This is a genomic window from Leucobacter exalbidus, assembly GCF_017834145.1.
GTDB lineage: Bacteria > Actinomycetota > Actinomycetes > Actinomycetales > Microbacteriaceae > Leucobacter > Leucobacter exalbidus.
The window spans coordinates 2,727,162-2,752,785 of record NZ_JAFIDA010000001.1; the positions used below are offsets into that span (position 1 = coordinate 2,727,162).

Consider the following 25,624-nt stretch of genomic DNA (forward strand, 5'->3'; position numbering starts at 1 on the left):
AGCCTAAAGTGAGCCACTGACATTGACTTGATCGACCGTGCGTTCGGGGTGCCACAGTGCGAGTGCAATCAGCGCAGCTGCCGTGCCCAGCAGCGCGCCCGCGAGGGTGTCGGTGAGCCAGTGCACGTGCAGCGCGGTGCGACTCCAAGCCATTGTTGCCACCCAAAGAATTGCCACGCTCCATACCCCGGCTGCCTGGCGAGACGTGAAATCGTAGGCGCTGCACGCCACGAGCGCGATTGACACGGCGAGCGCGGCCGCGCCCATGGTGTGCCCTGACGGATATGAACTGCCCGCGGCGCTGTAGAGCTGGTCCCACGGGCGGGGCCGTGACACCAGCGCCTTCAGCAGCTCAGACCCCGCAATGCCCAGCAACATTGCGGTGAGTACCGTTGCCGCGCCTCGCGGTAGCCGCACCGCGAAAAAGAGTGCCGCGGCAATGGCGGCGCAGGAGGCCGCCCCGATGCCGCCGCCCACCTCGGCCATAAACACAGCGAGTGCGTGCCCCAATGACGAGCGTTCGACCCGAGCAGCCCCGTGCCACCAATCATCGATTGCGAGCGGTCCGACCGAGACGAAACCGAGATAGGCGCCGAAGCCCACCACCACCGCGATGGCGAGAAACGCCCAAGTTGAAGCGTTGCGGGGGAGCGGGGTAGGCTTGGTTGCAGTGCCGCTGGACGGGTGTGAAACATCATGCATCTGGCCACAGTAGCGCCGCGACCTGCGGGTTTCGATAAACACCGCGCGTCACACTCCAGGCAGCTATAAGCCGGGAATATGCTGGGACACCGCAATTTTGGCGACGAATGCCCCGTAAATCGTAGACAGTACGTAACGATGATGTTACAGTAGATAGCTGCACTACGGACACCAGTGTGCCTTCATATAGTGGTAGGCCCCGGGAGCTGGCGCGAAAGCGCATATGAGCCTCGATCTCGTGATCCGATGCACTTCTCGCAAGACCAGGTCAACCGGCCCGACGGGGCCCACGGAGGTAGTTTCCTTGGCTGCTGCGCGCAACGCATCGTCCACCATTCAACCGAAGAACGGTCGCAATCACGAGCGACTTTCCTTCGCCAAGATTTCCGACACGCTGTCGGTGCCAAACCTTTTGGCGCTGCAGCTTGAGAGCTTTGATTGGCTCGTCGGTAATGACGCCTGGAAGCAGAGCGTCATCGAGGCACAGGCTCAGGGGCGCGATGACATCGCGCTGAAGAGCGGCCTCGAAGAAATCTTCGACGAGATCTCACCGATCGAAGACAACGCTGGCACTATGCAGCTGTCGTTTGAGAACCCGATTCTCGACGAGCAGAAGTTCACCATCGAAGAGTGCAAGGAACGCGGCAAGACTTACGCGGCTCCTTTGTACGTCGAGGCTGCGTTCTACAACACCGAGACTCAGGTTCTGAAGAGCCAGACCGTCTACATGGGCGATTTCCCCATCATGACGGACAAGGGCACCTTCATCATCAACGGCACCGAGCGCGTCATTGTGTCGCAGCTCGTTCGTAGCCCCGGTGTGTACTTCGAGCGCGCACAGGAGAAGACGAGCGATAAGGACGTCTTCACCGCACGCGTTATTCCGAGCCGTGGTGCATGGCTCGAGTTCGAGGTCGACAAGCGCGATCAGGTCGGTGTTCGCATCGATCGTAAGCGTAAGCAGTCGGTCACCGTGTTCCTGAAGGCACTCGGCATGACCAGCGCCGAGATCCTCGAGGAATTCGCCGGCTACGAGTCGATCGCTCTCACCCTGGAGAAGGATGCTGTCCTGACCCAGGAAGAGGCACTCAAAGATATCTACCGGAAGCAGCGCCCGGGCGAGCAGGTGGCAATTGAAGCCGCCAAGGCTCTGCTCGAGAACAGCTACTTCAACGAGAAGCGCTACGACCTCGCAAAGGTGGGTCGCTACAAGATCAACCGCAAGCTGGGTATCGACGCGCCTATCACCGATTCGGTGCTGTCGCTGGAAGACATCGTTGCGACGATCAAGTACCTCGTGGGCCTCCACGCTGGCACTGAGACCCTTCCCGGCATTCGTGACGGCAAGGAAATCAACAACCGTCTCGACACCGATGACATCGATCACTTCGGCAACCGTCGCATCCGCGCCGTTGGCGAGCTGATTCAGAACCAGGTGCGCACCGGCCTCAGCCGTATGGAGCGCGTTGTTCGCGAGCGTATGACGACTCAGGACATCGAAGCCATCACGCCGAACACCCTGATCAACACGCGCCCCGTGCTCGCAGCGATCAAGGAGTTCTTCGGTACTTCGCAGCTGTCGCAGTTCATGGACCAGAACAACCCGCTCGCGGGTCTGACGAACAAGCGTCGTCTGTCTGCTCTTGGCCCCGGTGGTCTCTCACGTGACCGCGCAGGCGTCGAGGTGCGAGACGTTCACCCGTCCCACTACGGCCGCATGTGCCCCATTGAGACCCCTGAAGGCCCGAACATTGGTCTGATCGGTGCACTCGCAACGTTCGCGCGCATCAATGCGTTCGGCTTCATCGAGACGCCGTACCGTCGCATCATCGAGGGTGCTGTCACTGATCAGGTTGACTACCTCACCGCCCACGAAGAGGACGAGTACCTCATCGCACAGGCTGGTGCACCCCTGACCGCTGAGGGCAAGTTCGCTGACGCTCAGGTGCTCGCACGCCCCCGTGGCTCCGAGGTGGTTCTTGTAGACGCAGAACGCGTGCACTACATGGACGTTTCGCCCCGCCAGATGGTGTCGGTTGCAACCTCGCTGATCCCGTTCCTGGATCACGATGATGCGAACCGCGCACTCATGGGTGCCAACATGCAGCGACAGGCTGTGCCGCTCGTGCGCAGCGAGTCGCCCGTGGTCGGTACCGGTATGGAGGGCTACGCAGCCATCGACGCCGGTGACGTGATCGTTGCCGAGAAGGCAGGCGTCATCGAGGAAGTTTCGGCTGACGTCGTCACGATCCAGCTCGATGAGGGTGGCCGCAAGAGCTACTTCCTGCGCAAGTTCGATCGCTCGAACCAGGGCACGAGCTACAACCACCGTGTGATCGTCAAGGAAGGCGAGCGCATCGAGGTTGGCGAGGTCATCGCTGATGGTCCCGCTACCGAGAACGGCGAGCTCGCACTCGGCAAGAACCTGCTCGTGGCATTCATGCCGTGGGAAGGCCTCAACTACGAGGACGCCATCATCCTGAGCCAGAACCTGGTGAAGGATGACACGCTGTCATCGATCCACATCGAGGAATACGATGTTGACGCACGCGACACCAAGCTCGGCAAGGAAGAGATCACCCGTGACCTCCCCAACGCCAGCATGGAAGCGCTGAAGGATCTCGACGAGCGCGGCATCATTCGTATCGGTGCTGAAGTTGGCCCCGGCGATATCCTCGTTGGCAAAGTCACGCCCAAGGGTGAGACCGAGCTCTCGGCTGAAGAGCGCCTGCTGCGCGCTATCTTCAACGAGAAGAGCCGCGAAGTTCGCGACACCTCACTGAAGGTGCCGCACGGCGTTTCGGGCACGGTCACCACCGTTAAGGTGTTTGACGCAGAGAACGACAACGACGATGAGCTTGGCTCGGGCGTCAACCAGCGCGTGGTGGTTTACATTGCGCAGAAGCGTAAGATCACCGAGGGTGACAAGCTTGCTGGCCGTCACGGCAACAAGGGTGTCATCTCGAAGATCCTGCCCGTTGAGGACATGCCGTTCCTGGCAGACGGTACCCCCGTCGACGTGATCCTGAACCCGCTCGGTATTCCCGGCCGAATGAACTTCGGTCAGGTTCTCGAGCTGCACCTGGGCTGGATCGCCAAGCAGGGCTGGAAGGTTGAGGGTAACCCCGAGTGGGCTTCTCAGCTGTCAGAGCAGGCACTTGAAGCTGCCCCGAACACGAAGGTCGCAACCCCCGTGTTCGACGGCGCGTCAGAGGCTGAAATTGCCGGTCTGCTTGACTCCACGCTGAAGACGCGTGATGGTGACCGTCTCATCGGCAGCTCGGGCAAGACCCGTCTGTTTGATGGTCGTTCAGGCGAGCCGTACCCGTACCCGATCTCGGTTGGTTACATGTACATCCTGAAGCTGCACCACCTCGTGGATGACAAGATCCACGCGCGTTCAACGGGCCCCTACTCGATGATCACGCAGCAGCCCCTGGGCGGTAAGGCTCAGTTCGGCGGCCAGCGCTTCGGCGAGATGGAAGTTTGGGCACTCGAGGCCTACGGCGCCGCATACGCGCTGCAGGAGCTCCTCACCGTCAAGTCTGACGATATTCTCGGTCGCGTGAAGGTCTATGAGGCCATCGTTCGCGGCGAGAACATCCCAGAGCCCGGCGTGCCTGAGTCCTTCCGCGTTCTGATGAAGGAGATGCAGTCGCTCTGCCTGAACGTTGAGGTCCTGGGATCTGACGGCAACGTCGTCAGCCTGCGCGACAACGACGATGAGGCACACCGCACCGCGGAAGAGCTCGGCATTAACCTTTCCTCCCGCTTCGAGACCTCGTCTGTTGACGAGATCTAAGCCGGACCAGACGATTTAGTTACCAAGGGAGAACATTTTGCTCGAGGGTACAGACTTTAATGAGCTTCAGATCCGTCTGGCGACCGCGGATGACATTCGCAGCTGGTCGTTCGGCGAGGTCAAGAAGCCTGAAACGATTAACTACCGCACGCTGAAGCCTGAGAAGGACGGTCTGTTCGGCGAACAGATCTTCGGGCCGAGCCGTGACTGGGAGTGCGCGTGCGGCAAGTACAAGCGTGTGCGTTACAAGGGCATCGTTTGTGAGCGCTGTGGCGTAGAAGTAACGAAGTCCAGCGTGCGCCGTGAGCGCATGGGCCACGTTGAGCTGGCGGCACCCGTCACGCACATCTGGTACTTCAAGGGCGTGCCGAGCCGTCTCGGCTACCTGCTTGATATGGCGCCGAAGGACCTCGAAAAGGTCATCTACTTCGCTGCCTACATGGTGATCGACGTTGACGACGAGGGTCGTCACGAAGACCTCGGCGAGCTGGAGGCAGAACTGCGCCTCGAGCTGAAGACGCTTGAGGACCAGCGCGACATCGCAATTGCGAAGCGTCAGCAGCAGGCCGAGTCTGATCTCGCAGCGCTCGAAGCCGAAGGGGCGAAGGCCGATCAGCGCCGTCGCGCTGAAGCTTCAGCCGAGAAGGAAATGACGGGCATCCGCAAGGGCTTCGACGAGGAAATTTCTCGTCTGCAGCGCGTGTGGGAAGACTTCCGCAACCTCAAGGTGGGCGACCTCAAGCCTGAGGACGCCGTCTTCGCTGACCTCATGGACCGCTACGGCGATTACTTCGAGGCCTACATGGGCGCCGAAGCAATCAAGAAGCGTCTTGAGAGCTTCGACCTCGAATCTGAAAGCGAACTGCTGCTGCTGCAGATCGCCGAGGGTAAGGGCCAGAAGAAGATCCGTGCGATCAAGCGTCTGAAGGTTGTCAACTCGTTCCTCACGACGGGCGCAAGCCCCGCTTCGATGGTGCTCGACGTTGTTCCCGTGATCCCGCCCGAGCTTCGCCCCATGGTGCAGCTCGACGGTGGCCGCTTTGCGACCTCAGATCTCAACGATCTGTACCGCCGCGTGATCAACCGCAACAACCGTCTGCGTCGTCTGCTTGATCTCGGTGCTCCCGAGATCATCGTGAACAACGAGAAGCGCATGCTGCAGGAAGCTGTCGACGCACTGTTCGACAACGGCCGCCGTGGTCGCCCCGTTACGGGCACCGGCAACCGTGCTCTGAAGTCACTGAGCGACATGCTCAAGGGCAAGCAGGGTCGTTTCCGTCAGAACCTGCTCGGTAAGCGCGTTGACTACTCGGGCCGTTCGGTCATCGTGGTTGGCCCGCAGCTCAAGCTGCACCAGTGTGGTCTGCCCAAGCAGATGGCACTCGAGCTGTTCAAGCCGTTCGTCATCAAGCGCCTCATGGATCTGTCACACGCACAGAACGTGAAGGCCGCGAAGCGCATGGTTGAGCGCGCACGCTCAGAGGTCTGGGACGTACTCGAGGAGATCATCCGCGAGCGCCCCGTGCTGCTGAACCGCGCACCGACCCTGCACCGCCTCGGCATCCAGGCGTTCGAACCGCAGCTCGTTGAGGGTAAGGCTATCCAGCTGCACCCCCTCGTCTGCACCGCGTTCAACGCTGACTTCGATGGTGACCAGATGGCAGTTCACCTGCCGCTGTCGGTTGAGGCTCAGGCAGAGGCACGCGTGCTGATGCTCGCCTCGAACAACATCCTGAAGCCCTCAGACGGCCGCCCCGTTGCTCTTCCCTCACAGGATATGATCATCGGTCTGCACCACCTCACCACGCTCAAGGAAGGCGCAGCCGGCACCGGTCGCGCATTCGGCTCGGTTTCCGAGGCGATCCTGGCTATGGACGAGCACACGCTCGACCTTGGCTCGCTGGTGAAGATCCGTCTCACGGGTTACACCGATGCTCAGGGCGTCACCTCCGAGAAGCCCGTGATCGTTGAGACCTCGCTTGGTCGCGCGATCTTCAACGAGGCGCTTCCCGTTGATTACCCCTACTTCGAGCGCGTCGCCGACAAGGGCTCGCTGTCAAGCCTGGTCAACGACCTCGCTGAGCGCTACCCGAAGGTGGAGGTCGCTGCGACCCTCGACCGCATCAAGGACGCTGGTTTCTACTGGGCTTCACGCTCAGGCGTAACCGTTGCGCTCTCTGACGTGGTGACGCCGACGAACAAGGGCGAAATCATTGCGAAGCACGAGCAGCGTGCCGCAAAGGTTCAGCGCGATTACGATCTCGGTATGATCCAGAACAGCGATCGCCACAAGGCGCTCGTTGAGATCTGGACCGAGGCAACCGACGAGGTCGCTCAGTCGATGCGCGACTCGTTCCCCGAGGACAACACCATCTTCCGTATGGTGTCGTCGGGTGCTCGTGGTAACTGGCTGCAGATCCGTAACATCGCGGGTATGCGTGGCCTCGTATCGAACCCGAAGGGTGAGATTATCCCTCGCCCGATTATCAACTCGTACCGTGAGGGCCTGTCGGTTGCGGAGTACTTCATCGCAACCCACGGTGCTCGTAAGGGTCTGGCTGATACCGCTCTGCGTACCGCAGACTCGGGTTACCTGACGCGTCGACTGGTAGACGTTTCGCAGGATGTCATCATCCGCGAAGAGGACTGTGGCACGCGCCGCGGCCTCGATCTGCCGATCGCTGCTGCAGACGCAAACGGCGTGCTCGTCATCGGTGAAAACGTCGAGAACTCGGTATACGCACGTACGCTGTCTTCAGAGGCTGTTGCCGCTGACGGCACCGTGGTGGCTACCAGCGGTGCCGACGTAGGCGATGTGCTCCTCGAGCAGCTCGTCAGCGCTGGCATCACCGAGATCAAGGTGCGCTCCGTGCTCACGTGTGAGTCGGCTGTTGGTGTGTGTGCAACGTGCTACGGCCGTTCACTCGCAACCGGTCAGCGCGTCGACATCGGCGAGGCCGTTGGTATTATCGCGGCCCAGTCGATCGGCGAGCCCGGTACCCAGCTGACGATGCGTACCTTCCACACCGGTGGTTCGGCTTCGGCAGACGACATCACGCAGGGTCTTCCCCGCGTGCAGGAGCTGTTCGAGGCACGTACCCCCAAGGGTGCATCGCCCATCGCTGAGGCCGCAGGCCGGATCATCATTGAGGACACCCCGAAGGGCCGCAGCATCCTGCTGACGCCTGACGACGGCACCGAAGAGAAGATCTACCCCGTGCTCAAGCGCGCCACGCTGCTGGTTGCAGATGGCGATCGCGTCGAGCTCGGCCAGCCGTTCCTCCAGGGCACCCTGGATCCGAAGGATATTCTGCAGGTCGGCTCGACTGAGCTCGGCAAACACATCCCCGGTGAGCGCGCCGTGCAGAAGTACCTCGTTGAGGGCGTACAGAACGTGTACCGCTCACAGGGTGTACCGATTCACGATAAGCACATCGAAGTTATCGTTCGCCAGATGCTGCGTAAGGTGACCGTCGTTGACCACGGCGAGACCGACATGCTGCCCGGTGCTCTCGTTGACCGCGCGACGTACCAGCGCATCAACCGCGAGACCGTGATCGAGGGCAAGCGGGCTGCTACCGCTCGTCCCGAGGTCATGGGTATCACGAAGGCGTCGCTTGCGACCGAGTCGTGGCTGTCGGCCGCCTCGTTCCAGGAGACGACCCGCGTGCTCACGCAGGCCGCGATGGAAGGATCGAAGGATCCGCTCATCGGCCTGAAGGAGAACGTCATCATCGGTAAGCTCATTCCGGCCGGCACCGGCCTGAGTGTCTACCGCGACGTCACCGTGCAGGCGACTGAAGAAGCGAAGGCGGAGCGTTACCCGAACCGCCTGTTCGCGACCGAAGGCACCTTCGACGAGAACGACCTGTCGTTCGTGGACTTCGACAGCTTCAACGCTGACGAGTTCAACCCGGGCAACTACAGCTAATTAGCTGGCCCCAACGCGCATGGGCGTTCGCACTTCGGTGCGGGCGCCCATGCGCGTTTTTCGTGGTGTTTTCGTGATATCGGCGAGTGACTGCGCCAAACCCCAGATGAGCTTATACAGTGACTGGAGGTGTATCTACACCAATGATTTTCGACCCAAAAGGTGGAGCGATGAGCGAAGAACGCGAGAATCTAGCATCGAGAGCTGCGGAAGCTTCCGAGGCGCCCGCGAATCTCGGCGCACCGGTCGCCGAGACTGAGGCGAGCGCGACCGAGGTGCTTGAGGCCGTCGAGCGCGCCACGAGCGCCCCCGCCGACGCTGCCGCACACCCCGCTGCCGATGCCGCAGCCAGCGAGGCCGTCGAAGCGCCCCAGGCGCACGACGTGGCTGGATCCGGATCCCACGACGCCACCAACATCGACCCGGGCGTGGCTCCGACCCCCGAGATTGCCGAGCAGGCACGCCGCGAGGCGATCTCAGAGGTCGACACTCAGCTGAACATCGACATGCGGGGCGGCCAGGCCGACCCCACCATGACGCTCGATGAGCTGCCGAGCGCCACCGAAGACGTGGTGCGCGACGGTGAGATTCGTGTCGCAGCAGACCACCCGATGGCCGCGCTGTACATGCAGTCGCCCATGCCGCCCGAGCTGCGGGGCAACCGCGGCGCCGGCGTGCTGATTGCACTGCTGGCCACCGTCGGCTTTGCGATCGTGGGCGCCGGCATCGTGTCGGCCCTGCTCGCCCCCTCGCTCGCGCCGTCGCAGTTCGTGGACGGCCTCGTGAGCAACCTGCTCTCGTGGGGCTACATCGTGGCCATTCTCGGCTTCTTCGTCGGCCTCGCGGTGCTCGTGCTGATCGTGGGCCGCGCGGGCTGGTGGGCCTACGTGCTCGGCGGCTTCTTCGTTGGCGCGTTCGTGTGGGTCGCGGCCACCATCGGCCTCGTCATTGATGAACTCAGTGTGAGCGCGCTGATCGACGTAGCACCCGGTGCCCTGATCGAGAAGTTCGGCCTGAGCCTGCCCGCGATCGCCGCCGGCCTCATTGGCCGCGAGGTGACGATCTGGTTTGGTGCATGGATCGGTGCTCGCGGTCGCCGCGTGAAGCAGCGCAACGCTGACGCCATTGCCGAATACGAGATCGCCCTGGCAGAGGTGCAGGCGAAGCAGGCATGACCGTGCAGCGCCGGCGAGGCGTCACCCGCGGCTACGTGACGGCGCTGGTCGCCGCCACGTCGGTGGTCGCGGTGGCCCTCGTCGTCGCAAGCTGGGGAATGATCGCGCTGGCCACGGGCCGCGACCCGGTCGCCACCGATCATGTCGCGAGCTGGGCCGCGCCCGTGCTCGTGATGATTGCGGTCGCGCTGTTCGCCACATCGCTGTGGCGCCAAGCGATCGCGCTGCTGCGGGGGCGTCAGCGCCCCTCGTGGGGCCTGATGGTGAGCGCGATCGCCGGCAGCTACCTCGTGTGGAGCCTTGGCGGCATGCTCGCGGGCATGACGCTCGCCGAGACCTGGCTGAGCCCCTACGCGCTGGCGCTTGCCGCTTCGTGGCTGCTCGCGAATCTCGCGGGCTGGGGCGTGCTGGTGCGCCGGGTCTACACCGATCGCCCCGCGCCGAGGTGGCCGTGGGAGCGTGCGGAGGAGAACGAATAGTCGTGTCGGTCGTTGAAGATCGGGTCTTGGTCGCTGTTGACGCGTGGCTCAGGTGGCTGCCCTCGTGGAGCCCCGGTCATCATCGCGGGCGCGCGCGGGTGTGCCGCCGCTGCACCGGATCCCCGCTGCTCACCGCCGCGGGCATCGGCCGCGACGTGCCGCACCAGGTGACGCACGCGCTCACGACCCGCATGCAACGCATCATCGATCGCATCGTTGATGACTTCACGCAGCAGGAACTGCCCATGCTGCACGCCGAGCTCACGGGGGAGGAGCAGCGCGCCTCGGGCGGGTACGATCCGAGCGCGGGCCTCGAACCTGAATTCGATGGGCTCGATCCTGATCCGGATCCAGCCGACGGATCACAGCCGTACCTGTTTACGCTCGCGGGCCTTGCGGCCGAGGCTCAGCCGCCAGCGCCGGAGCCCCGCCCGCCACTCACCGCGCGAGAGCGTGAGGTGCTGCGCGCCGAGATCGCGCGCGCAGATGAATGCGCAGAAACGGTCGGCAACGAGCTGTGTTTCGCGCTGATGGCGCACCGCACACGCATCGAAACGGCCATTGAACGCTTCGTGGAACCCCAGGTGCAGGCCCTGCTCGACGAGCTCAGCGCCGGCCTCGAACCACCCCAATAAATCGCGAGCCTGTGCGTCAGCCGTGCGTCCCTTGCGCCCGGGGCACAGTAGCGCGTAAGCTAACTTACTGGTGTGCACCCGTTTGCGCTGCCCTGAGGCGGTAAACGGGCGTGCACTGTAGGGTCGTCCGTCGCAAGGCGGATACCCCCACGGCATAGCTGAACCCGCGCGCGCGAGAACCCTAGGGTTTCCGAGTGCGCAGCAGCTCATTCGCCGCGTAAGCGACGATGCATGCTCATCCATTGGAAGCATTCCTGTCACCGTGCAGGACTAAATAGGAGAATCATTGCCTACCATTCAGCAGTTGGTTCGCAAGGGTCGCACGCCGAAGGTCGTTAAGACCAAGGCGCCTGCCCTTAAGGCGAACCCGCAGCAGGCAGGGGTTTGCACCCGTGTCTACACCACCACCCCCAAGAAGCCCAACTCGGCAATGCGTAAGGTTGCTCGCGTAAAGCTTCGTAACGGCACTGAGGTCACCGCCTACATTCCGGGCGAGGGCCACAACCTGCAGGAGCACTCACTCGTGCTCGTACGCGGTGGCCGCGTTAAGGACCTCCCGGGCGTTCGTTACAAGATCGTCCGCGGTGCTCTCGATACCCAGGCAGTCAAGGATCGCAAGCAGGCTCGTAGCCGCTACGGCGCGAAGATGGAGAAGAAGTAATGCCTCGTAAAGGTCCTGCTCCGAAGCGCCCCGTAGTCGCTGATCCGGTATATGGCGCACCCATCGTGAGCCAGCTCGTCAACAAGATTCTGCTCGACGGCAAGAAGGGTCTCGCAGAGCGCATCGTTTACGGTGCACTCGAGGCCGTTGCTGAAAAGTCAGGTCAGGATGCCGTGACGGTTCTCAAGAAGGCGCTCGATAACGTTCGCCCCACCCTTGAGGTTCGTTCACGCCGCGTCGGCGGTAGCACCTACCAGGTGCCCGTCGAGGTTAAGCCTCACCGTGCGAACACGCTCGCACTGCGTTGGCTGACCAGCTACGCGAAGGCCCGTCGCGAGAACTCGATGACGGATCGCCTGACCAACGAGATCCTCGACGCATCCAACGGCCTTGGTGCCGCTGTGAAGCGCCGCGAGGACACTCACAAGATGGCAGAGTCGAACCGCGCGTTCGCTCACTACCGCTGGTAGTCATCACTCGGTGAGGTGGGTGGCGCATCGACGCTTCGGCAACGTGCGCCGCTCACCCCGCCGGTTGGTTCTCATAGCTGGTGCTGTGCCGGGCCCCGCACGGGTCTTCACGTCCAGCGCACTTCAAACTTTCATCCCCACCCGGAGGAGACCCCGTGGCACAAGACGTGCTCACTGACCTGAGTAAGGTCCGCAACATCGGCATCATGGCTCACATCGATGCTGGCAAGACCACCACGACCGAGCGCATCCTGTTCTACACGGGTGTTAACCACAAGCTGGGCGAGACCCACGATGGCGCCTCGACCACTGACTGGATGGAGCAGGAGAAGGAACGCGGCATCACGATCACGTCTGCCGCCGTGACTTGCTTCTGGAACAAAAACCAGGTCAACATCATTGACACCCCCGGTCACGTTGACTTCACCGTTGAGGTAGAGCGCTCACTGCGCGTCCTCGACGGCGCCGTCGCTGTGTTCGACGGCAAGGAGGGCGTTGAGCCCCAGTCGGAAACCGTATGGCGTCAGGCTGACAAGTACGAAGTTCCCCGCATCTGCTTCGTCAACAAGATGGACAAGATGGGCGCTGACTTCTACTTCACCGTAGACACCATCGTCAACCGCCTCGGCGCAAAGCCGCTCGTGATGCAGCTTCCGATTGGCTCGGAGTCTGACTTCATCGGCGTCGTCGATCTGTTGTCGATGAAGGCATTCGTCTGGGAGGGCGACTCGAAGGGTGACGTTACCCTCGGTGCAAACTACGAAGTTCAGGAGATCCCCGCTGATCTTCAGGACCGCGCTGAAGAGTACCGCGCAAAGCTCGTCGAGACGGTCGCTGAGACCGACGACGCTCTGCTCGAGAAGTTCTTCGCTGGCGAAGAGCTGTCGATCGAAGAGATCAAGGGCGGCATTCGCAAGCTCGTTGTTGGCAACGAGATCTACCCCGTGTACTGCGGCTCGGCCTTCAAGAACCGCGGCATCCAGCCGATGCTCGACGCGGTTGTTGATTTCCTCCCGAACCCGCTCGACGTGGGCGCCATCGAGGCACACGATCCTCGCGACGAAGAGATCGTCATCGAGCGCCGTCCGGCCGCTGACGAGCCCTTCTCGGCTCTCGCGTTCAAGATCGCCGTTCACCCGTTCTTCGGTCGTCTGACCTACGTTCGCGTGTACTCGGGCCAGATTCCTTCGGGCTCACAGGTCGTCAACTCGACCAAGGGCAAGAAGGAGCGCATCGGCAAGATCTTCCAGATGCACGCCAACAAGGAAATCCCTGTTGACCAGCTCACCGCGGGTAACATCTACGCAGTGATCGGTCTGAAGGACACGACCACGGGTGACACGCTGTGTGATCCCGACAAGCAGGTAGTGCTTGAGTCGATGACCTTCCCCGAGCCCGTCATCGAGGTTGCAATTGAGCCGAAGACGAAGAGCGACCAGGAAAAGCTGGGCGTCGCCATTCAGAAGCTTGCTGAAGAGGACCCGACGTTCCGCGTAAGCCAGAACGAAGAGACCGGCCAGACCGTTATCGCGGGTATGGGCGAGCTTCACCTCGACATCCTGGTTGACCGTATGCGTCGCGAGTTCAACGTGGAAGCAAACGTGGGCAAGCCCCAGGTTGCATACCGCGAGACGATTCGTGGCACGGTTGCGAAGTACGACTACACCCACAAGAAGCAGACCGGTGGTTCGGGTCAGTTCGCTAAGGTGCAGATCGCTATTGAGCCGTTCGAGGTTGAGGGCGACTCGATCTTCGAGTTCGAAGACAAGGTCACCGGCGGCCGTATTCCTCGCGAATACATCCCCTCGGTCAAGGCTGGTATCCAGGACGCAATGTCGTACGGCATCCTCGCGGGCTTCCCCGTCGTTGGTGTGCGCGCTCAGCTCCTCGATGGCGCTTTCCACGATGTTGACTCGTCTGAAATGGCGTTCAAGATCGCCGGCTCGATTGCGTTCAAGGAAGCCGCTCGCCTCGCGAAGCCGGTTATCCTCGAGCCGCTGATGGCCGTCGAGGTTCGTACTCCTGAGGAGTACATGGGCGACGTTATCGGTGACTTGAACTCACGTCGTGGCCAGATCCAGTCCATGGAAGACGCCAGCGGTGTGAAGGTTATTCGCGCACTGGTTCCGCTTTCAGAAATGTTTGGGTACATTGGCGACCTGCGGTCTAAGACCAGCGGCCGCGCCGTGTTCTCGATGACCTTCGACTCCTACGCTGAGGTGCCGAAGGCAGTAGCCGAAGAAATCGTTCAGAAGGCTAAGGGCGAGTAATTCCGCCCAGCGGTGGGCGGTTGGCGACATGCTGACCGCCCGCCGTGAGGCTCAGGTCGCGATCGCGGCGCTGAGCTTGTAACATAGTAAACAAACCTGGTATTTGTACCCTTCGAAATGGTCGAAGGAATGCAGTACTCGATGTCCTGAGGAGGACCATAGTGGCGAAGGCCAAGTTCGAGCGGACCAAGCCGCACGTAAACATCGGTACGATCGGTCACGTTGACCACGGTAAGACGACTCTTACCGCCGCTATCTCGAAGACGCTTGCTGACAAGTTCCCGTCAGACGTCAACGTGCAGCGCGACTTCAACACGATTGACTCGGCTCCCGAAGAGCGCCAGCGCGGCATCACGATCAACATCTCGCATGTTGAGTACGAGACCGACACGCGCCACTACGCGCACGTTGATGCACCCGGCCACGCCGACTACATCAAGAACATGATCACCGGTGCTGCCCAGATGGACGGCGCAATCCTCGTGGTTGCTGCTACCGACGGCATGATGGCACAGACCAAGGAGCACATCCTTCTCGCGAAGCAGGTTGGCGTTCCTTACCTCATGGTTGCACTGAACAAGTGCGACCAGGTCGACGACGAGGAAATCCTCGAGCTCGTCGAGATGGAGGTCCGCGAGGAGCTCTCCAAGCAGGGCTACCCCGGAGATGACGTTCCCGTTATCCGCGTTTCGGGCTACCAGGCACTGCAGGGCGAAGAGAAGTGGGTTAACTCCATTCTCGAGCTCATGACTGCTGTCGACGAGAACATCCCCAACCCCGTGCGTGACAAGGACAAGCCGTTCCTCATGCCCGTTGAGGATGTCTTCACGATCACCGGTCGTGGCACCGTTGTGACCGGTCGCGCCGAGCGTGGCACGCTGCAGATCAACTCCGAGGTCGAGATCGTTGGCCTGCGTCCCACGCAGAAGACGACCGTCACCGGTATTGAGATGTTCCACAAGCAGCTCGACGAGGCATGGGCCGGCGAGAACTGTGGTCTGCTGCTTCGCGGCACCAAGCGCGAAGACGTAGAGCGCGGCCAGGTTATTGTTAAGCCTGGCTCGATCACGCCTCACACGAACTTCGAGGGCACCGCCTACATCCTGAAGAAGGAAGAGGGCGGCCGTCACAACCCGTTCGAGACGAACTACCGTCCCCAGTTCTACTTCCGTACGACTGACGTGACCGGTGTTATCACCCTGCCCGAGGACAAGCCGATGGTTATGCCCGGCGACACCACCGACATGGTCGTTGAGCTGATCCAGCCCATCGCTATGGAGGATGGCCTCGGCTTCGCAATCCGTGAGGGTGGCCGCACCGTCGGCGCCGGCACGGTGACCAAGGTTCTTTCCTAATTCTTTAGGTTGAACTAACAAAACCCCCGGGAGTAATCCCGGGGGTTTTGTGCGTCTGGGGGCGGTTTTCAACGCCCGGCGGGGCGTGCAATGACGGTTGTACACCCCCGTGGGAGTATCCTGGAATGATGGGGGCAGAGTTGTGCCCCGTTATCGCTGATCGAATGGAGCAGGAGTGCCGCACACCGCAGCCGAACGCATCGCCCACTTTGCACGGCACTATGGCGCGCTCTTCTTGCTCGACGCGCTGGCCTGGGCGATCGGTATCCTCGTCGCACTCGTGCTGCGTTTTGACTTCGCGCTCGGCCGCATTCACTGGGGCTGGACGCTCACGGTCATCGGGGTCACCATCGTGCTGCAGCTCATTGCGGGTTGGCTCACCTGGCTCTATCGCAACAGGTACGCCATTGGCAGCTTTGACGAGGTGCGCGCCATCGTGATCGACGTCACCTGCGTGATGGTGTGTGCTTGGGTGTTCGCCTTCTTGGTGGGTTACGGCAATGGCATTCCCCGCAGTGCGCTGGTGATTGCTGCGCCGATCACCTTCAGCCTGATGGGCGTCGCGCGATACATTATGCGACTGGCCAACGAACGGCAGCTGAAGCCCGGCGACGAAGCTGAGATTACGCTGCTGTATGGCTGCGGTTACTTGGGAGTTGAGACGGCCAAACGCCTGCTCACTGATGCCCAGAGCACGTCGCTGCCCGTGGGCTTCATCGATGACGATCCGGTGAAGCGACACCAAGAGGTGCGTGGTGTGCGCGTGCTCGGCGGGCTCGCAGATCTTGAACGGATCGCCTCAGAGACCAAGGCCACGAAGCTTATCGTGTGTATCGGTGACGCCGACGCCGCCATGATGCGTCGGGTTGATGTAGCCGCTGCGGCCTCGGGGCTCACCGTGCTGGTGCTGCCGCCACTTGACCGCATTCTGCAGAACGTCTCATCGATCTCTGAGGTGCGAGAGCTTTCCATCGAGGACATCATTGGGCGCCACCCCGTGCGCCTCGAAACCGAATCCATTGCGTCCTATCTGCAGGGCAAGCGCGTGTTGGTCACCGGCGCGGGCGGATCGATCGGTTCTGAGCTGTGCCGTCAGCTTGTAAAGTTCAAGCCGAGCGAACTGATCATGCTCGACCGCGATGAAACCGCGCTGCAAGAGAGCCAGCTTGCTATCAGCGGCCACGGGCTGCTCGACACCAATGATGTGGTGCTCGCCGATATTCGTGACGCTGAAGCTCTGAAGCAGATCTTCCTCGAGCGCAAGCCTGAGGTGGTGTTCCACGCGGCGGCGTTGAAGCACCTGCCGATGCTTGAGCAGTATCCAGACGAGGCCTGGAAGACGAATGTGCTGGGTACCCTGAACGTGCTGCGTGCCGCCCAGGGGGCCGAGGTCGGCACCTTCGTGAACATCTCGACCGATAAGGCCGCGAACCCCACCAGTGTGCTGGGTCACTCCAAGCGCGTTGCCGAGAAGCTGACGGCGTGGATGGCTGAACAGACCGGCCAGCGGTACCTGTCGGTGCGCTTTGGCAATGTGTTGGGGAGCCGCGGTTCGATGCTGCCCACCTTCCGCAAGCTGATTGCGGCTGGCGGTCCGATGACAGTGACCCACCCAGACGTCACCCGGTACTTCATGACCATTCCTGAGGCGTGCCAGCTCGTGGTGCAGGCCGGTGGTATCGGTCGCCCGCGAGAGGTGCTCATCCTTGAGATGGGGGAGCCGGTGCTGATTCTCGATGTTGCCAAGCGCATGATCGCCCAGTCGGGCAAAGACATTGAGATTGTGTTTACCGGGCTGCGCCACGGCGAGAAATTGCACGAGGAGCTCACCGGGGCAGGCGAGGGCGATGAACGCCCCTTCCACCCGATGATCTCGCACGCCCACGTCGACACCATTTCACCCGAGGTGCTCAATCATGAGGGCTGGGTGGCCCGCATGAACCTTACGGTGGCCGCAGAGGAGCGAGTGCAGTGAACCCGATGACGATCGCGCTGCTTGCTGGCGGCGTATCTTTGGCGTGCAGTCTGCTGCTGCCGCTCGTTGTGCGACCGCTGCTGGTGCGGCTCGGCATCATGGATGTGCCCAATGAGCGCTCCTCTCATGCACGACCCGTGCTGCGCGGGCTGGGCCTCGCCGTCTTGATCGCCATGGTGATCGCGGGGATCACCGCGGTGCTCTTGCTGCGCAGCGAAGCTTCGGCGTCGCAGGCATGGCCGACGCTGCTCGTCGTGGTCATTGGTTCATTGTGCGCTGGGCTACTTGGGCTCACCGAAGACCTGCGCGGCCTCAGCGTGCCGGTGCGCAGTGTTTTGCTGCTCGTCATCGCACTGCTCGTGCCAGTGCTGCTCATCGCATCCAACGGTGAACCCGTACTCAATTTTGTGGGTACGGGCGGCACCGCCGCGTTGTCCATCGGCGGCACGATCGTGCTCGTGGTCTACGCGGTGCTCTTTATCTCGAGCTACATCAACGTCGCGAACTTCATGGACGGCCTCAACGGCATCAGCGGGTTCCACGGTGTGATCGCCGGGCTCACCTTCGCGGCGGCAGGCTGGCTCACGGGGCACGCGTGGCTGATCGCAGCTGGTTTGATCCTTGCGGCGGGTTTCGCGGGCTTTCTGCCCTGGAACCTGACGAAGCCTGGCGCCTTTCTGGGCGACGTTGGGAGTTACCTGCTGGGCGGCGCAACCGCGATCACGAGTTTTGCGGCACTGCTCGCGGGGGTTCCGCTGCTCGCATCGATCGGTCCCATGGTGATTTACTTCGGTGACGTTGGCGTCACCCTGGTGAAGCGGATGCGCGCCGGCCACAAGTGGGATGAGCCCCACAAGGAGCACACCTACCAGCGCATTCAGCAGATGGGGTACACCCACGTGCAGGCTTCGGCCTGCACCGCGGGCGCCACGCTGCTCGCGTCGCTGCTGGGCTTGGCCTCGTGCTTTGTCGGGCTGCTCGGCACGCTCACGCTGCTGGTCGCGGGCCTGGTGGTGCTGGGTGTGTACCTTGCGCTTCCGAAGCTGCTGCCCCTGCGCGCAGCATAGCCACCCTCGCAGCACCCCCAAGGGGGTGCCAAACATGCCGCGACGCGCGGTGAAACGAGAAATAAGACACGCCCGGGTTGCGTGTTCTGCGATGGCGTGCGAGAATATACAGGTTCAGTACTCCACGTTTCCGCGTGGGTCACTGCCAGGCAGTGCATAATCGTCTCAGGCAACTGGGGCTCGGATTAGGCCGCGGGCAGCGAACGAAAACCATACGCATTCTGACGGTCAGGTTTCACCTGTCCGTCTTTGTGTGAGTGGGCCGTCTCCGATCATTCGGGTGCGGTTTTGACAGGTGAACAGAGACCCAGCACGTAGAGCCCTAGGGCTCAGCTATGCCAGGGCGCTGGTACGTAAGACGTCCAATGCGCCGCGTTATGACTGACGCGGGGTAAGACGCAAGTAGAAAGTAGAGATGTCATGGCGGGACAAAAGATCCGCATTCGACTCAAGTCGTATGACCATGAGGTCATCGACAGCTCAGCACGAAAGATCGTTGACACGGTAACCCGCGCGGGTGCAACTGTCATCGGCCCCGTGCCGCTTCCCACCGAGAAGAACGTGATCGCAGTGATCCGTTCGCCTCACAAGTACAAGGACAGCCGCGAACACTTCGAGAAGCGCACGCACAAGCGCCTCATCGACATCGTGGATCCCACGCCCAAGGCAGTCGATTCGCTGATGCGTCTCGATCTCCCTGCCGATGTCAACATCGAGATTAAGCTCTAAGGGGGATCCGAACATGTCAGTAGTACGTAACGTGAAGGGTCTTCTGGGCACCAAGCTCGGTATGACGCAGGTATGGGACGAGAACGGCAATGTCGTTCCCGTGACCGTGATCGAACTGGCCCCCAACGTGGTCACGCAGATCCGCACCCCCGAGGTCGACGGCTACAGCGCCGTGCAGATCGCCGCGGGCCAGATTGACCCCCGCAAGGTGAACAAGCCGACCGCGGGTCACTTCGAGAAGGCAGGCGTTACGCCTCGCCGTCACCTGACTGAGGTACGCACGGCTGACGCCGCTGAGTACGCACTCGGCCAGGAGCTCACCGTCGACGCCACCTTCGAGGCTGGCCAGAAGGTCGACGTCGTGGGTACCTCGAAGGGCAAGGGCTTCGCCGGCGTCATGAAGCGTCACAACTTCAAGGGTGTCTCGGCTTCGCACGGTGCTCACCGTAACCACCGCAAGCCCGGTTCCATTGGCGGCGCGTCGACCCCCGGTCGCGTGTTCCGTGGACACCGCATGGCTGGACGTATGGGTGGCGAGCGCGTAACCGTGCAGAACCTCATCGTTCAGGCGATCGACGCAGAGAAGGGCCTCATCCTGGTGAAGGGTGCAGTTCCCGGTGCTCGCGGTCGTCTCGTTTTCGTTCGCAACGCAGTGAAGGGGGCGTAGTTCATGGCTACCGCTACCAAGCTCGAGGTGCTCGACGCCAAGGGGCAGAAGGCTGGGTCGGTTGACCTGCCGGAGTCCATCTTCGCTGCCGAGACCAATGTCCCGTTGATCCACCAGGTGGTCACCGCTCAGCTCGCAGCTGCGCGCCAGGGCACGCACAAGACCAAGAACCGTGGCGAACGCTCCGGTTCAGGTGTCAAGCCGTTCAAGCAGAAGGGTACCGGCCGCGCCCGTCAGGGTTCGGTTCGTATGCCTCAGCACCGCGGCGGCGGCATCGTTCACGGTCCCGTGCCCCGCGATTACTCGCAGCGCACGCCCAAGAAGATGATCGCTGCAGCACTCATCGGCCTGCTTTCGGATCGCACCCGTGCGAACCGCCTGCACGTTGTTGACAGCTTCGGCATCGAGAACAAGCCCAGCACGAAGGCCGCACGCGATTACCTCGCACAGGTCGCTCCGGGCAACCGCGTTCTCGTTGTGATCGCTCGCGAAGATGAAGTTACCGCGCTCAGCGTGCGTAACCTCCCGTTCGTGCACGTCCTGTTCCAGGATCAGCTCAACGCCTACGATGTGGTCGTCAGTGACGATCTCGTCTTTACCAAGGCTGCTTTCGACGCGTTCGTCGCAAGCCGCGCCGCCAAGGAGGACACGAAGTGAGCCTGAACAAGTCTGCACACGACGTCATCATCCGCCCCATCGTTTCCGAGAAGAGCTACGGCCTGATCGACGCAAACGGCCAGTACACCTTCGAGGTACAGCCGACTGCGACGAAGACCGAGATCAAGTTCGCAATCGAGACGGTTTTTGGAGTTAAGGTCGCTTCGATCAACACTCTGAACCGCAAGGGCAAGACCCGCCGCACCAAGTTTGGCCAGGGCAAGCGCAAGGATACCAAGCGCGCCATTGTCAAGCTGAAGTCGGGCTCCATCGACATCTTCACGGCTGCGCTGTAGAAGGGGCGAAGAGGAACACACTATGGCTATTCGTAAGTACAAGCCGACGACCCCCGGTCGTCGCGGGTCGAGCGTCGCCGATTTCGCCGAGATCACGCGCTCCACGCCTGAAAAGGCGCTGCTGCGTCCGCTCCCCAAGACGGGCGGTCGTAACAACCAGGGTCGTATCACCACGCGTCACATCGGTGGCGGCCACAAGCGTCAGTACCGCGTCATCGACTTCCGTCGTCATGACAAGGACGGCGTAAACGCCAAGGTTGCTCACATTGAGTACGATCCCAACCGCACGGCGCGCATCGCGCTTCTGCACTACGTGGATGGCACGAAGCGATACATCATCGCTCCGAACAAGCTCAACCAGGGTGACATCATTGAGTCGGGCGCACTGGCCGATATCAAGCCGGGTAACAACCTCCCGCTGAAGAACATCCCCACGGGTACTGTTATTCACGCGATCGAGCTGAAGCCCGGTGGCGGAGCAAAGATGGCACGTTCGGCAGGCGCATCAGTGCGTCTCGTCGCTAAGGACGGCCCCTACGCTCAGCTGCGTCTGCCCTCAGGTGAAATCCGCAACGTTGATCTGCGCTGCCGCGCAACGATCGGCGAGGTCGGTAACGCCGAGCAGTCCAACATCAACTGGGGTAAGGCCGGCCGTATGCGCTGGAAGGGCGTACGCCCGACCGTTCGTGGCGTCGTCATGAACCCTGTTGATCACCCGCACGGTGGTGGCGAAGGCCGCACCTCAGGTGGCCGTCACCCGGTCAGCCCGTGGGGCCAGAAGGAAGGCCGTACGCGGCATTCGAACAAGGAAAGCGACAAGCTCATTGTTCGCCGCCGCAACGTCGGCAAGAAGCGCTAGTCCGCGGGTAGGAGAGAGTAGAAGATGCCTCGTAGTCTCAAGAAGGGCCCCTTCGTTGATAATCACCTGCTAAACAAGGTGGTTGTCCAGAACGAAGCTGGCACCAAGAATGTGATCAAGACCTGGTCGCGCCGTTCGATGATTATTCCCGGCATGCTGGGACACACCATCGCGGTTCACGACGGTCGCAAGCACATTCCCGTATTCATCACCGAAACCATGGTTGGTCACAAGCTGGGCGAATTTGCGCCCACTCGCACCTTCCGTGGCCACGTGAAGGACGACAAGAAGGGCCGTCGCCGCTAAGCGGCGACGTGAAGGAGGAAGAGAAATGGTGGAGTCGACCGCAAGTCTGCGTCATATCCGCATTACCCCCCAGAAGGCCCGTCGCGTTGTTGACCTGGTTCGTGGAAAGAACGCGCAGGAGGCCCTGGCCATCCTGAAGTTCGCACCTCAGGCTGCAGCTGAGCCCGTGTTCAAGCTGGTTGCTTCGGCAATCGCTAACGCACGTGTGAAGGCCGAGAAGGAGAACCTGCGTCTGAACGAAGACGAGCTCGTTATCGCTCGTGCTTTTGTTGACGAGGGCGCAACGCTGAAGCGTTTCCGCCCCCGTGCACAGGGCCGCGCGTTCCGTATCAACAAGCGCACGAGCCACATCACGGTTGTTATTCAGTCCGCTGATGAGCTTGCAACCGCGAAGAAGGGAGCCAACTAATGGGCCAGAAGATTCATCCCTATGGCTTCCGCCTCGGGATCACCACTGATCACGTCTCGCGTTGGTTCTCGGACTCGACCAAGAAGGGTCAGCGTTACGCTGACTACGTGGCCGAGGACATCAAGATCCGTCTGCACCTGACCAAGCAGCTCGATCGTGCCGGCGTTTCACGCGTCGAGATCGAGCGCACCCGTGACCGTGTTCGTGTGGATATCCACTCGGCACGCCCCGGTATCGTCATTGGCCGTCGCGGCGCAGAGGCAGAGCGTATTCGCGCTGACCTCGAGAAGCTCACGGGCAAGCAGATCCAGCTGAACATCCTCGAGGTCAAGAACCCCGAGGCTGACGCTCAGCTCGTTGCACAGGGTGTAGCCGAGCAGCTCGCTGCTCGCGTGGCATTCCGCCGTGCAATGCGCAAGGGTCTCCAGGGCGCACAGCGCGCTGGTGCCAAGGGCATCCGCATCCAGGTCTCAGGCCGCCTTGGCGGCGCCGAGATGAGCCGCTCGGAGTTCTACCGTGAGGGTCGTGTGCCGTTGCACACCCTTCGCGCGAACATCGATTACGGTTTCTACGAGGCAAAGACCACCTTCGGCCGTATCGGCGTGAAGGTTTGGATCTACAAGGGTGACCTGACCAACAAGGAACTCGCGCGCGAGCAGGCGGCTCAGAAGCCGTCTCGCGACCGTGGCGATCGCCGTCGTGCACCTCGTGGTGCACAGGCCGAGGCTGCACCCGCTGCAGCAGGAGCGGAGAAGTAAGCATGCTGATTCCCCGTCGAGTCAAGTACCGCAAGCAGCACCACCCCGGTCGTAGTGGCCAGGCAAAGGGCGGCACGAAGGTTTCCTTCGGCGAATTCGGTATCCAGGCCCTCACCCCCGCTTATGTGACGAACCGTCAGATCGAGTCCGCTCGTATCGCGATGACCCGTCACATCAAGCGTGGTGGCAAGGTATGGATCAACATCTACCCCGATCGTCCTCTTACCAAGAAGCCTGCGGAAACCCGCATGGGTTCGGGTAAGGGTTCGCCCGAGTGGTGGGTGGCCAACGTCAAGCCGGGCCGCGTCCTCTTTGAGGTCGCTGGCGTTGACGAGGAGCTTGCGCGCGAGGCACTGACCCGCGCAATCCACAAGCTTCCTCTGAAGGCCCGCATTATTAAGCGCGAGGAGGGCGACGCGTAATGGCGATCGGGACCAAAGAACTGGCTATCACGGAGCTAGATTCATACGAGAACGAGCGTTTGGCTGAAGAGCTCAAGAAGGCTAAGGCCGAGCTGTTCAACCTGCGCTTCCAGTCGGCCACGGGCCAGCTGGAAAGCCACGGCCGCGTTCGCCAGGTAAAGCGCGACATCGCTCGCATTTACACTGTGCTGCGTGAGCGCGAGCTCGGCATTCGGGTAACCCCCGTAGCCGCGCCGGCTAAGGCCGCTAAGGCCACCAAGAAGACCGAGCAGGCGGACGCCGCCGCTGACACGAAGGAGGCCTAATCATGGCTGAGGTCGAGAAGGAACAGCGCGCCGACCGTAAGGCTCGCCGCGGCTACGTCGTCAGCGACAAGATGGACAAGACCATCGTCGTTGAGGTCGAGGACCGCGTTAAGCACCCGCTTTACGGCAAGGTGCTGCGCCGTGCGTCCAAGGTGAAGGTTCACGACGAGCTGAACGCCGCTGGCGTTGGCGATCTCGTGCTCATCCACGAGACCCGTCCGCTGAGCGCCTCCAAGCGCTGGCGCCTGGTCGAGATCCTCGAGAAGGCGAAGTAAGCCTCAGGCTTACTGAGTAAGGAGTAGCTAGTGATTCAGCAGGAATCCCGACTCAAGGTTGCCGATAACACCGGCGCCAAGGAGTTGCTTACCATTCGTGTTCTCGGAGGTTCGCGTCGTCGTTACGCCGGTCTCGGTGACACGATCGTCGCGACCGTCAAGGACGCGATCCCCGGCGGTAACGTGAAGAAGGGTGACGTCGTCAAGGCTGTTATCGTTCGCACGCGCAAGTCGACTCGTCGCGTTGATGGCTCGTACATCAGCTTCAGCGAGAACGCTGCCGTCATCCTGAAGGCCGACGGGGAGCCCCGCGGCACCCGTATCTTCGGGCCGGTCGGTCGTGAGCTTCGCGATAAGAAGTTCATGAAGATCGTCTCACTCGCACCGGAGGTGATCTAGTCCTATGGGCATGAAGATCAAGAAGGGTGACCTCGTAGAGGTCATCTCGGGCCCGTCGCAGGAACGCGGCGGCTACAAGGGCAAGCAGGGCGTTGTTCTCGAGGTTTTCACCGAGACGAGCCGCGTGCTCGTTGAAGGCGTGAACTTCGTTACGAAGCACGTTCGTGTTGGCCAGTCAAGCCAGGGCGCCCGCGAGGGTGGCATCGAGACCGTTGAGGCCCCGATCCACATCTCTAACGTCGCCGTTGTCGACCCCGAGACGAAGAAGCCCACTCGCGTTGGCTTCCGCGTTGAAGAGGTTGAGAAGGATGGCAAGAAGAAGACCGTGCGCGTTCGTTACGCCAAGAAGTCTGGGAAGGACCTCTGATGACTGATCAGGCTGTCAAGATCCAGCCCCGCCTGAAGCAGCAGTACCGGGAAGTAATTGTTCCCGCGCTGAAGGAAGAGTTCGCTTTCGAAAACGTCATGCAGGTTCCCGGCCTTGTTAAGGTTGTTGTGAACACTGGCGTTGGCGAAGCAGCACGCGATAGCAAGGTTATTGAGGGCGCAATTGCTGACCTCATCAAGATCACGGGTCAGCGACCCATGGTCACCAAGGCTCGCAAGTCGATCGCACAGTTCAAGCTGCGCGAGGGCCAGGCCATTGGCGCACACGTCACGCTTCGTGGCGATCGTGCCTGGGAATTCCTGGACCGTCTTGTGAACCTCGCACTGCCCCGTATCCGCGATTTCCGCGGTCTTTCGGCCAAGCAGTTCGACGGAAACGGCAACTACACCTTCGGATTGACTGAGCAGAGTGTATTCCACGAGATCGATCAGGATAAGATTGACCGCGTGCGTGGCTTCGACATCACTGTTGTAACCACGGCCAAGACTGACGACGAGGGTCGTGCGCTGCTTCGCGCGCTCGGCTTCCCCTTCAAGTCAGAGTAATTAAATAGTCCAAGCGGCACGGGTGCCCGGAGATTTCTCCGGGCACCCGCACCGTGTGTCACCCAGGTCACGCTCCTTGTACCGGAG

General features: G+C 61.6%; 26 protein-coding genes. 25 read left to right on the forward strand and 1 reads right to left on the reverse strand.

All coding sequences use genetic code 11. From position 1 onward, the window contains the following. Nucleotides 1-3 precede the first annotated feature (3 nt). Nucleotides 4-702: a phosphatase PAP2 family protein gene (locus JOF28_RS12345; RefSeq protein ID WP_209706011.1), complete on the reverse strand. Its 699-nt coding sequence runs from the start codon at nt 700-702 to the stop codon at nt 4-6. Between the two features lie 304 nt (nt 703-1,006). On the opposite strand from JOF28_RS12345, the gene rpoB reads away from it, so the two are divergent. From rpoB to rplE, 25 genes are all read left to right on the forward strand, one after another. Further along, nucleotides 1,007-4,504 carry a DNA-directed RNA polymerase subunit beta gene (rpoB, locus tag JOF28_RS12350; RefSeq protein ID WP_209706012.1) on the forward strand — a complete coding sequence of 1,166 codons (3,498 nt, stop codon included), beginning with the start codon at nt 1,007-1,009 and terminating at the stop codon, nt 4,502-4,504. A gap of 37 nt (nt 4,505-4,541) precedes the next feature. After that, nucleotides 4,542-8,435 (forward strand): DNA-directed RNA polymerase subunit beta', encoded by a 3,894-nt coding sequence (locus JOF28_RS12355; RefSeq protein ID WP_209706013.1) that lies wholly within the window; start codon nt 4,542-4,544, stop codon nt 8,433-8,435. Between the two features lie 170 nt (nt 8,436-8,605). Then, nucleotides 8,606-9,610, forward strand: a complete 1,005-nt coding sequence (locus JOF28_RS12360; RefSeq protein ID WP_209706014.1) for a hypothetical protein — start codon at nt 8,606-8,608, stop codon at nt 9,608-9,610. Beyond that, a complete protein-coding gene (locus tag JOF28_RS12365) occupies nt 9,607-10,089 on the forward strand; it encodes a hypothetical protein (protein ID WP_209706015.1) in 483 nt (160 codons plus the stop codon). Before JOF28_RS12360 ends, JOF28_RS12365 begins: the two co-directional genes overlap by 4 nt. 2 nt (nt 10,090-10,091) lie before the next feature. After that, nucleotides 10,092-10,724, forward strand: a complete 633-nt coding sequence (locus JOF28_RS12370; protein ID WP_209706016.1) for a spermidine/putrescine ABC transporter substrate-binding protein — start codon at nt 10,092-10,094, stop codon at nt 10,722-10,724. Between the two features lie 286 nt (nt 10,725-11,010). Beyond that, complete coding sequence (gene rpsL / locus JOF28_RS12375; protein ID WP_209706017.1) at nt 11,011-11,385, forward strand: 30S ribosomal protein S12; 375 nt, start codon at nt 11,011-11,013, stop codon at nt 11,383-11,385. After that, the gene (rpsG, locus tag JOF28_RS12380; protein ID WP_130453700.1) at nt 11,385-11,855 is read left to right on the forward strand and encodes a 30S ribosomal protein S7; all 471 of its coding nucleotides are present in this window, start codon (nt 11,385-11,387) and stop codon (nt 11,853-11,855) included. The genes rpsL and rpsG overlap by 1 nt, the downstream gene beginning before the upstream one ends. 155 nt (nt 11,856-12,010) lie before the next feature. Beyond that, nucleotides 12,011-14,125: an elongation factor G gene (fusA, locus tag JOF28_RS12385; RefSeq protein WP_209706018.1), complete on the forward strand. Its 2,115-nt coding sequence runs from the start codon at nt 12,011-12,013 to the stop codon at nt 14,123-14,125. A gap of 161 nt (nt 14,126-14,286) precedes the next feature. After that, complete coding sequence (gene tuf, locus JOF28_RS12390) at nt 14,287-15,480, forward strand: elongation factor Tu (protein ID WP_209706019.1); 1,194 nt, start codon at nt 14,287-14,289, stop codon at nt 15,478-15,480. 175 nt (nt 15,481-15,655) lie between these two features. After that, nucleotides 15,656-17,455 (forward strand): polysaccharide biosynthesis protein, encoded by a 1,800-nt coding sequence (locus tag JOF28_RS12395; RefSeq protein ID WP_209706020.1) that lies wholly within the window; start codon nt 15,656-15,658, stop codon nt 17,453-17,455. Nucleotides 17,456-17,460: 5 nt separating this feature from the next. Then, nucleotides 17,461-18,522 (forward strand): MraY family glycosyltransferase, encoded by a 1,062-nt coding sequence (locus JOF28_RS12400; protein ID WP_209707100.1) that lies wholly within the window; start codon nt 17,461-17,463, stop codon nt 18,520-18,522. A 420-nt stretch (nt 18,523-18,942) separates the two neighbouring features. Then, nucleotides 18,943-19,251: a 30S ribosomal protein S10 gene (rpsJ, locus tag JOF28_RS12405; RefSeq protein ID WP_010156393.1), complete on the forward strand. Its 309-nt coding sequence runs from the start codon at nt 18,943-18,945 to the stop codon at nt 19,249-19,251. Between the two features lie 13 nt (nt 19,252-19,264). Then, nucleotides 19,265-19,918, forward strand: coding sequence for a 50S ribosomal protein L3 (gene rplC, locus JOF28_RS12410; protein ID WP_209706021.1), 654 nt, complete (start codon nt 19,265-19,267; stop codon nt 19,916-19,918). A 3-nt stretch (nt 19,919-19,921) separates the two neighbouring features. Continuing rightward, nucleotides 19,922-20,575 (forward strand): 50S ribosomal protein L4, encoded by a 654-nt coding sequence (gene rplD / locus JOF28_RS12415; RefSeq protein ID WP_209706022.1) that lies wholly within the window; start codon nt 19,922-19,924, stop codon nt 20,573-20,575. Next, nucleotides 20,572-20,871: a 50S ribosomal protein L23 gene (gene rplW, locus JOF28_RS12420; protein ID WP_209706023.1), complete on the forward strand. Its 300-nt coding sequence runs from the start codon at nt 20,572-20,574 to the stop codon at nt 20,869-20,871. The genes rplD and rplW overlap by 4 nt, the downstream gene beginning before the upstream one ends. A gap of 22 nt (nt 20,872-20,893) precedes the next feature. Next, complete coding sequence (gene rplB, locus JOF28_RS12425) at nt 20,894-21,730, forward strand: 50S ribosomal protein L2 (protein ID WP_209706024.1); 837 nt, start codon at nt 20,894-20,896, stop codon at nt 21,728-21,730. A 24-nt stretch (nt 21,731-21,754) separates the two neighbouring features. Then, entirely contained in the window at nt 21,755-22,036 is a 282-nt protein-coding gene (gene rpsS, locus JOF28_RS12430; RefSeq protein ID WP_209706025.1) for a 30S ribosomal protein S19, read from the forward strand. Nucleotides 22,037-22,061: 25 nt separating this feature from the next. After that, the gene (gene rplV, locus JOF28_RS12435) at nt 22,062-22,445 is read left to right on the forward strand and encodes a 50S ribosomal protein L22 (protein ID WP_209706026.1); all 384 of its coding nucleotides are present in this window, start codon (nt 22,062-22,064) and stop codon (nt 22,443-22,445) included. Beyond that, nucleotides 22,445-23,203 carry a 30S ribosomal protein S3 gene (rpsC, locus tag JOF28_RS12440; protein WP_209706027.1) on the forward strand — a complete coding sequence of 253 codons (759 nt, stop codon included), beginning with the start codon at nt 22,445-22,447 and terminating at the stop codon, nt 23,201-23,203. Before rplV ends, rpsC begins: the two co-directional genes overlap by 1 nt. A gap of 2 nt (nt 23,204-23,205) precedes the next feature. Then, nucleotides 23,206-23,625 (forward strand): 50S ribosomal protein L16, encoded by a 420-nt coding sequence (rplP, locus tag JOF28_RS12445; protein ID WP_017793373.1) that lies wholly within the window; start codon nt 23,206-23,208, stop codon nt 23,623-23,625. Continuing rightward, entirely contained in the window at nt 23,625-23,930 is a 306-nt protein-coding gene (gene rpmC / locus JOF28_RS12450; RefSeq protein WP_209706028.1) for a 50S ribosomal protein L29, read from the forward strand. The genes rplP and rpmC overlap by 1 nt, the downstream gene beginning before the upstream one ends. 2 nt (nt 23,931-23,932) lie before the next feature. Further along, nucleotides 23,933-24,205, forward strand: a complete 273-nt coding sequence (gene rpsQ / locus JOF28_RS12455) for a 30S ribosomal protein S17 (protein WP_209706029.1) — start codon at nt 23,933-23,935, stop codon at nt 24,203-24,205. Between the two features lie 30 nt (nt 24,206-24,235). Then, nucleotides 24,236-24,604, forward strand: coding sequence for a 50S ribosomal protein L14 (rplN, locus tag JOF28_RS12460; protein WP_209706030.1), 369 nt, complete (start codon nt 24,236-24,238; stop codon nt 24,602-24,604). A gap of 4 nt (nt 24,605-24,608) precedes the next feature. Then, complete coding sequence (gene rplX, locus JOF28_RS12465) at nt 24,609-24,971, forward strand: 50S ribosomal protein L24 (protein ID WP_209706031.1); 363 nt, start codon at nt 24,609-24,611, stop codon at nt 24,969-24,971. Further along, nucleotides 24,971-25,537 carry a 50S ribosomal protein L5 gene (gene rplE, locus JOF28_RS12470; RefSeq protein WP_209706032.1) on the forward strand — a complete coding sequence of 189 codons (567 nt, stop codon included), beginning with the start codon at nt 24,971-24,973 and terminating at the stop codon, nt 25,535-25,537. The genes rplX and rplE overlap by 1 nt, the downstream gene beginning before the upstream one ends. The last annotated feature ends 87 nt before the right edge of the window (nt 25,538-25,624 follow it).

Coding starts and splice junctions, on each gene's coding strand:
- rplE (WP_209706032.1), top strand. CDS start 24,971: ATGACTGATCAGGCTGTCAAGATCCAGCCCCGCCTGAAGCAGCAGTAC.
- rplX (WP_209706031.1), top strand. CDS start 24,609: ATGGGCATGAAGATCAAGAAGGGTGACCTCGTAGAGGTCATCTCGGGC.
- JOF28_RS12345 (WP_209706011.1), bottom strand. CDS start 702: ATGCATGATGTTTCACACCCGTCCAGCGGCACTGCAACCAAGCCTACC.
- JOF28_RS12360 (WP_209706014.1), top strand. CDS start 8,606: ATGAGCGAAGAACGCGAGAATCTAGCATCGAGAGCTGCGGAAGCTTCC.
- rplV (WP_209706026.1), top strand. CDS start 22,062: ATGGTGGAGTCGACCGCAAGTCTGCGTCATATCCGCATTACCCCCCAG.
- rpsS (WP_209706025.1), top strand. CDS start 21,755: ATGCCTCGTAGTCTCAAGAAGGGCCCCTTCGTTGATAATCACCTGCTA.
- rplC (WP_209706021.1), top strand. CDS start 19,265: ATGTCAGTAGTACGTAACGTGAAGGGTCTTCTGGGCACCAAGCTCGGT.
- rplP (WP_017793373.1), top strand. CDS start 23,206: ATGCTGATTCCCCGTCGAGTCAAGTACCGCAAGCAGCACCACCCCGGT.
- rpsC (WP_209706027.1), top strand. CDS start 22,445: ATGGGCCAGAAGATTCATCCCTATGGCTTCCGCCTCGGGATCACCACT.
- rplD (WP_209706022.1), top strand. CDS start 19,922: ATGGCTACCGCTACCAAGCTCGAGGTGCTCGACGCCAAGGGGCAGAAG.
- JOF28_RS12365 (WP_209706015.1), top strand. CDS start 9,607: ATGACCGTGCAGCGCCGGCGAGGCGTCACCCGCGGCTACGTGACGGCG.
- rpsJ (WP_010156393.1), top strand. CDS start 18,943: ATGGCGGGACAAAAGATCCGCATTCGACTCAAGTCGTATGACCATGAG.
- rpsG (WP_130453700.1), top strand. CDS start 11,385: ATGCCTCGTAAAGGTCCTGCTCCGAAGCGCCCCGTAGTCGCTGATCCG.
- rpmC (WP_209706028.1), top strand. CDS start 23,625: ATGGCGATCGGGACCAAAGAACTGGCTATCACGGAGCTAGATTCATAC.
- rpsQ (WP_209706029.1), top strand. CDS start 23,933: ATGGCTGAGGTCGAGAAGGAACAGCGCGCCGACCGTAAGGCTCGCCGC.
- JOF28_RS12400 (WP_209707100.1), top strand. CDS start 17,461: ATGACGATCGCGCTGCTTGCTGGCGGCGTATCTTTGGCGTGCAGTCTG.
- rplB (WP_209706024.1), top strand. CDS start 20,894: ATGGCTATTCGTAAGTACAAGCCGACGACCCCCGGTCGTCGCGGGTCG.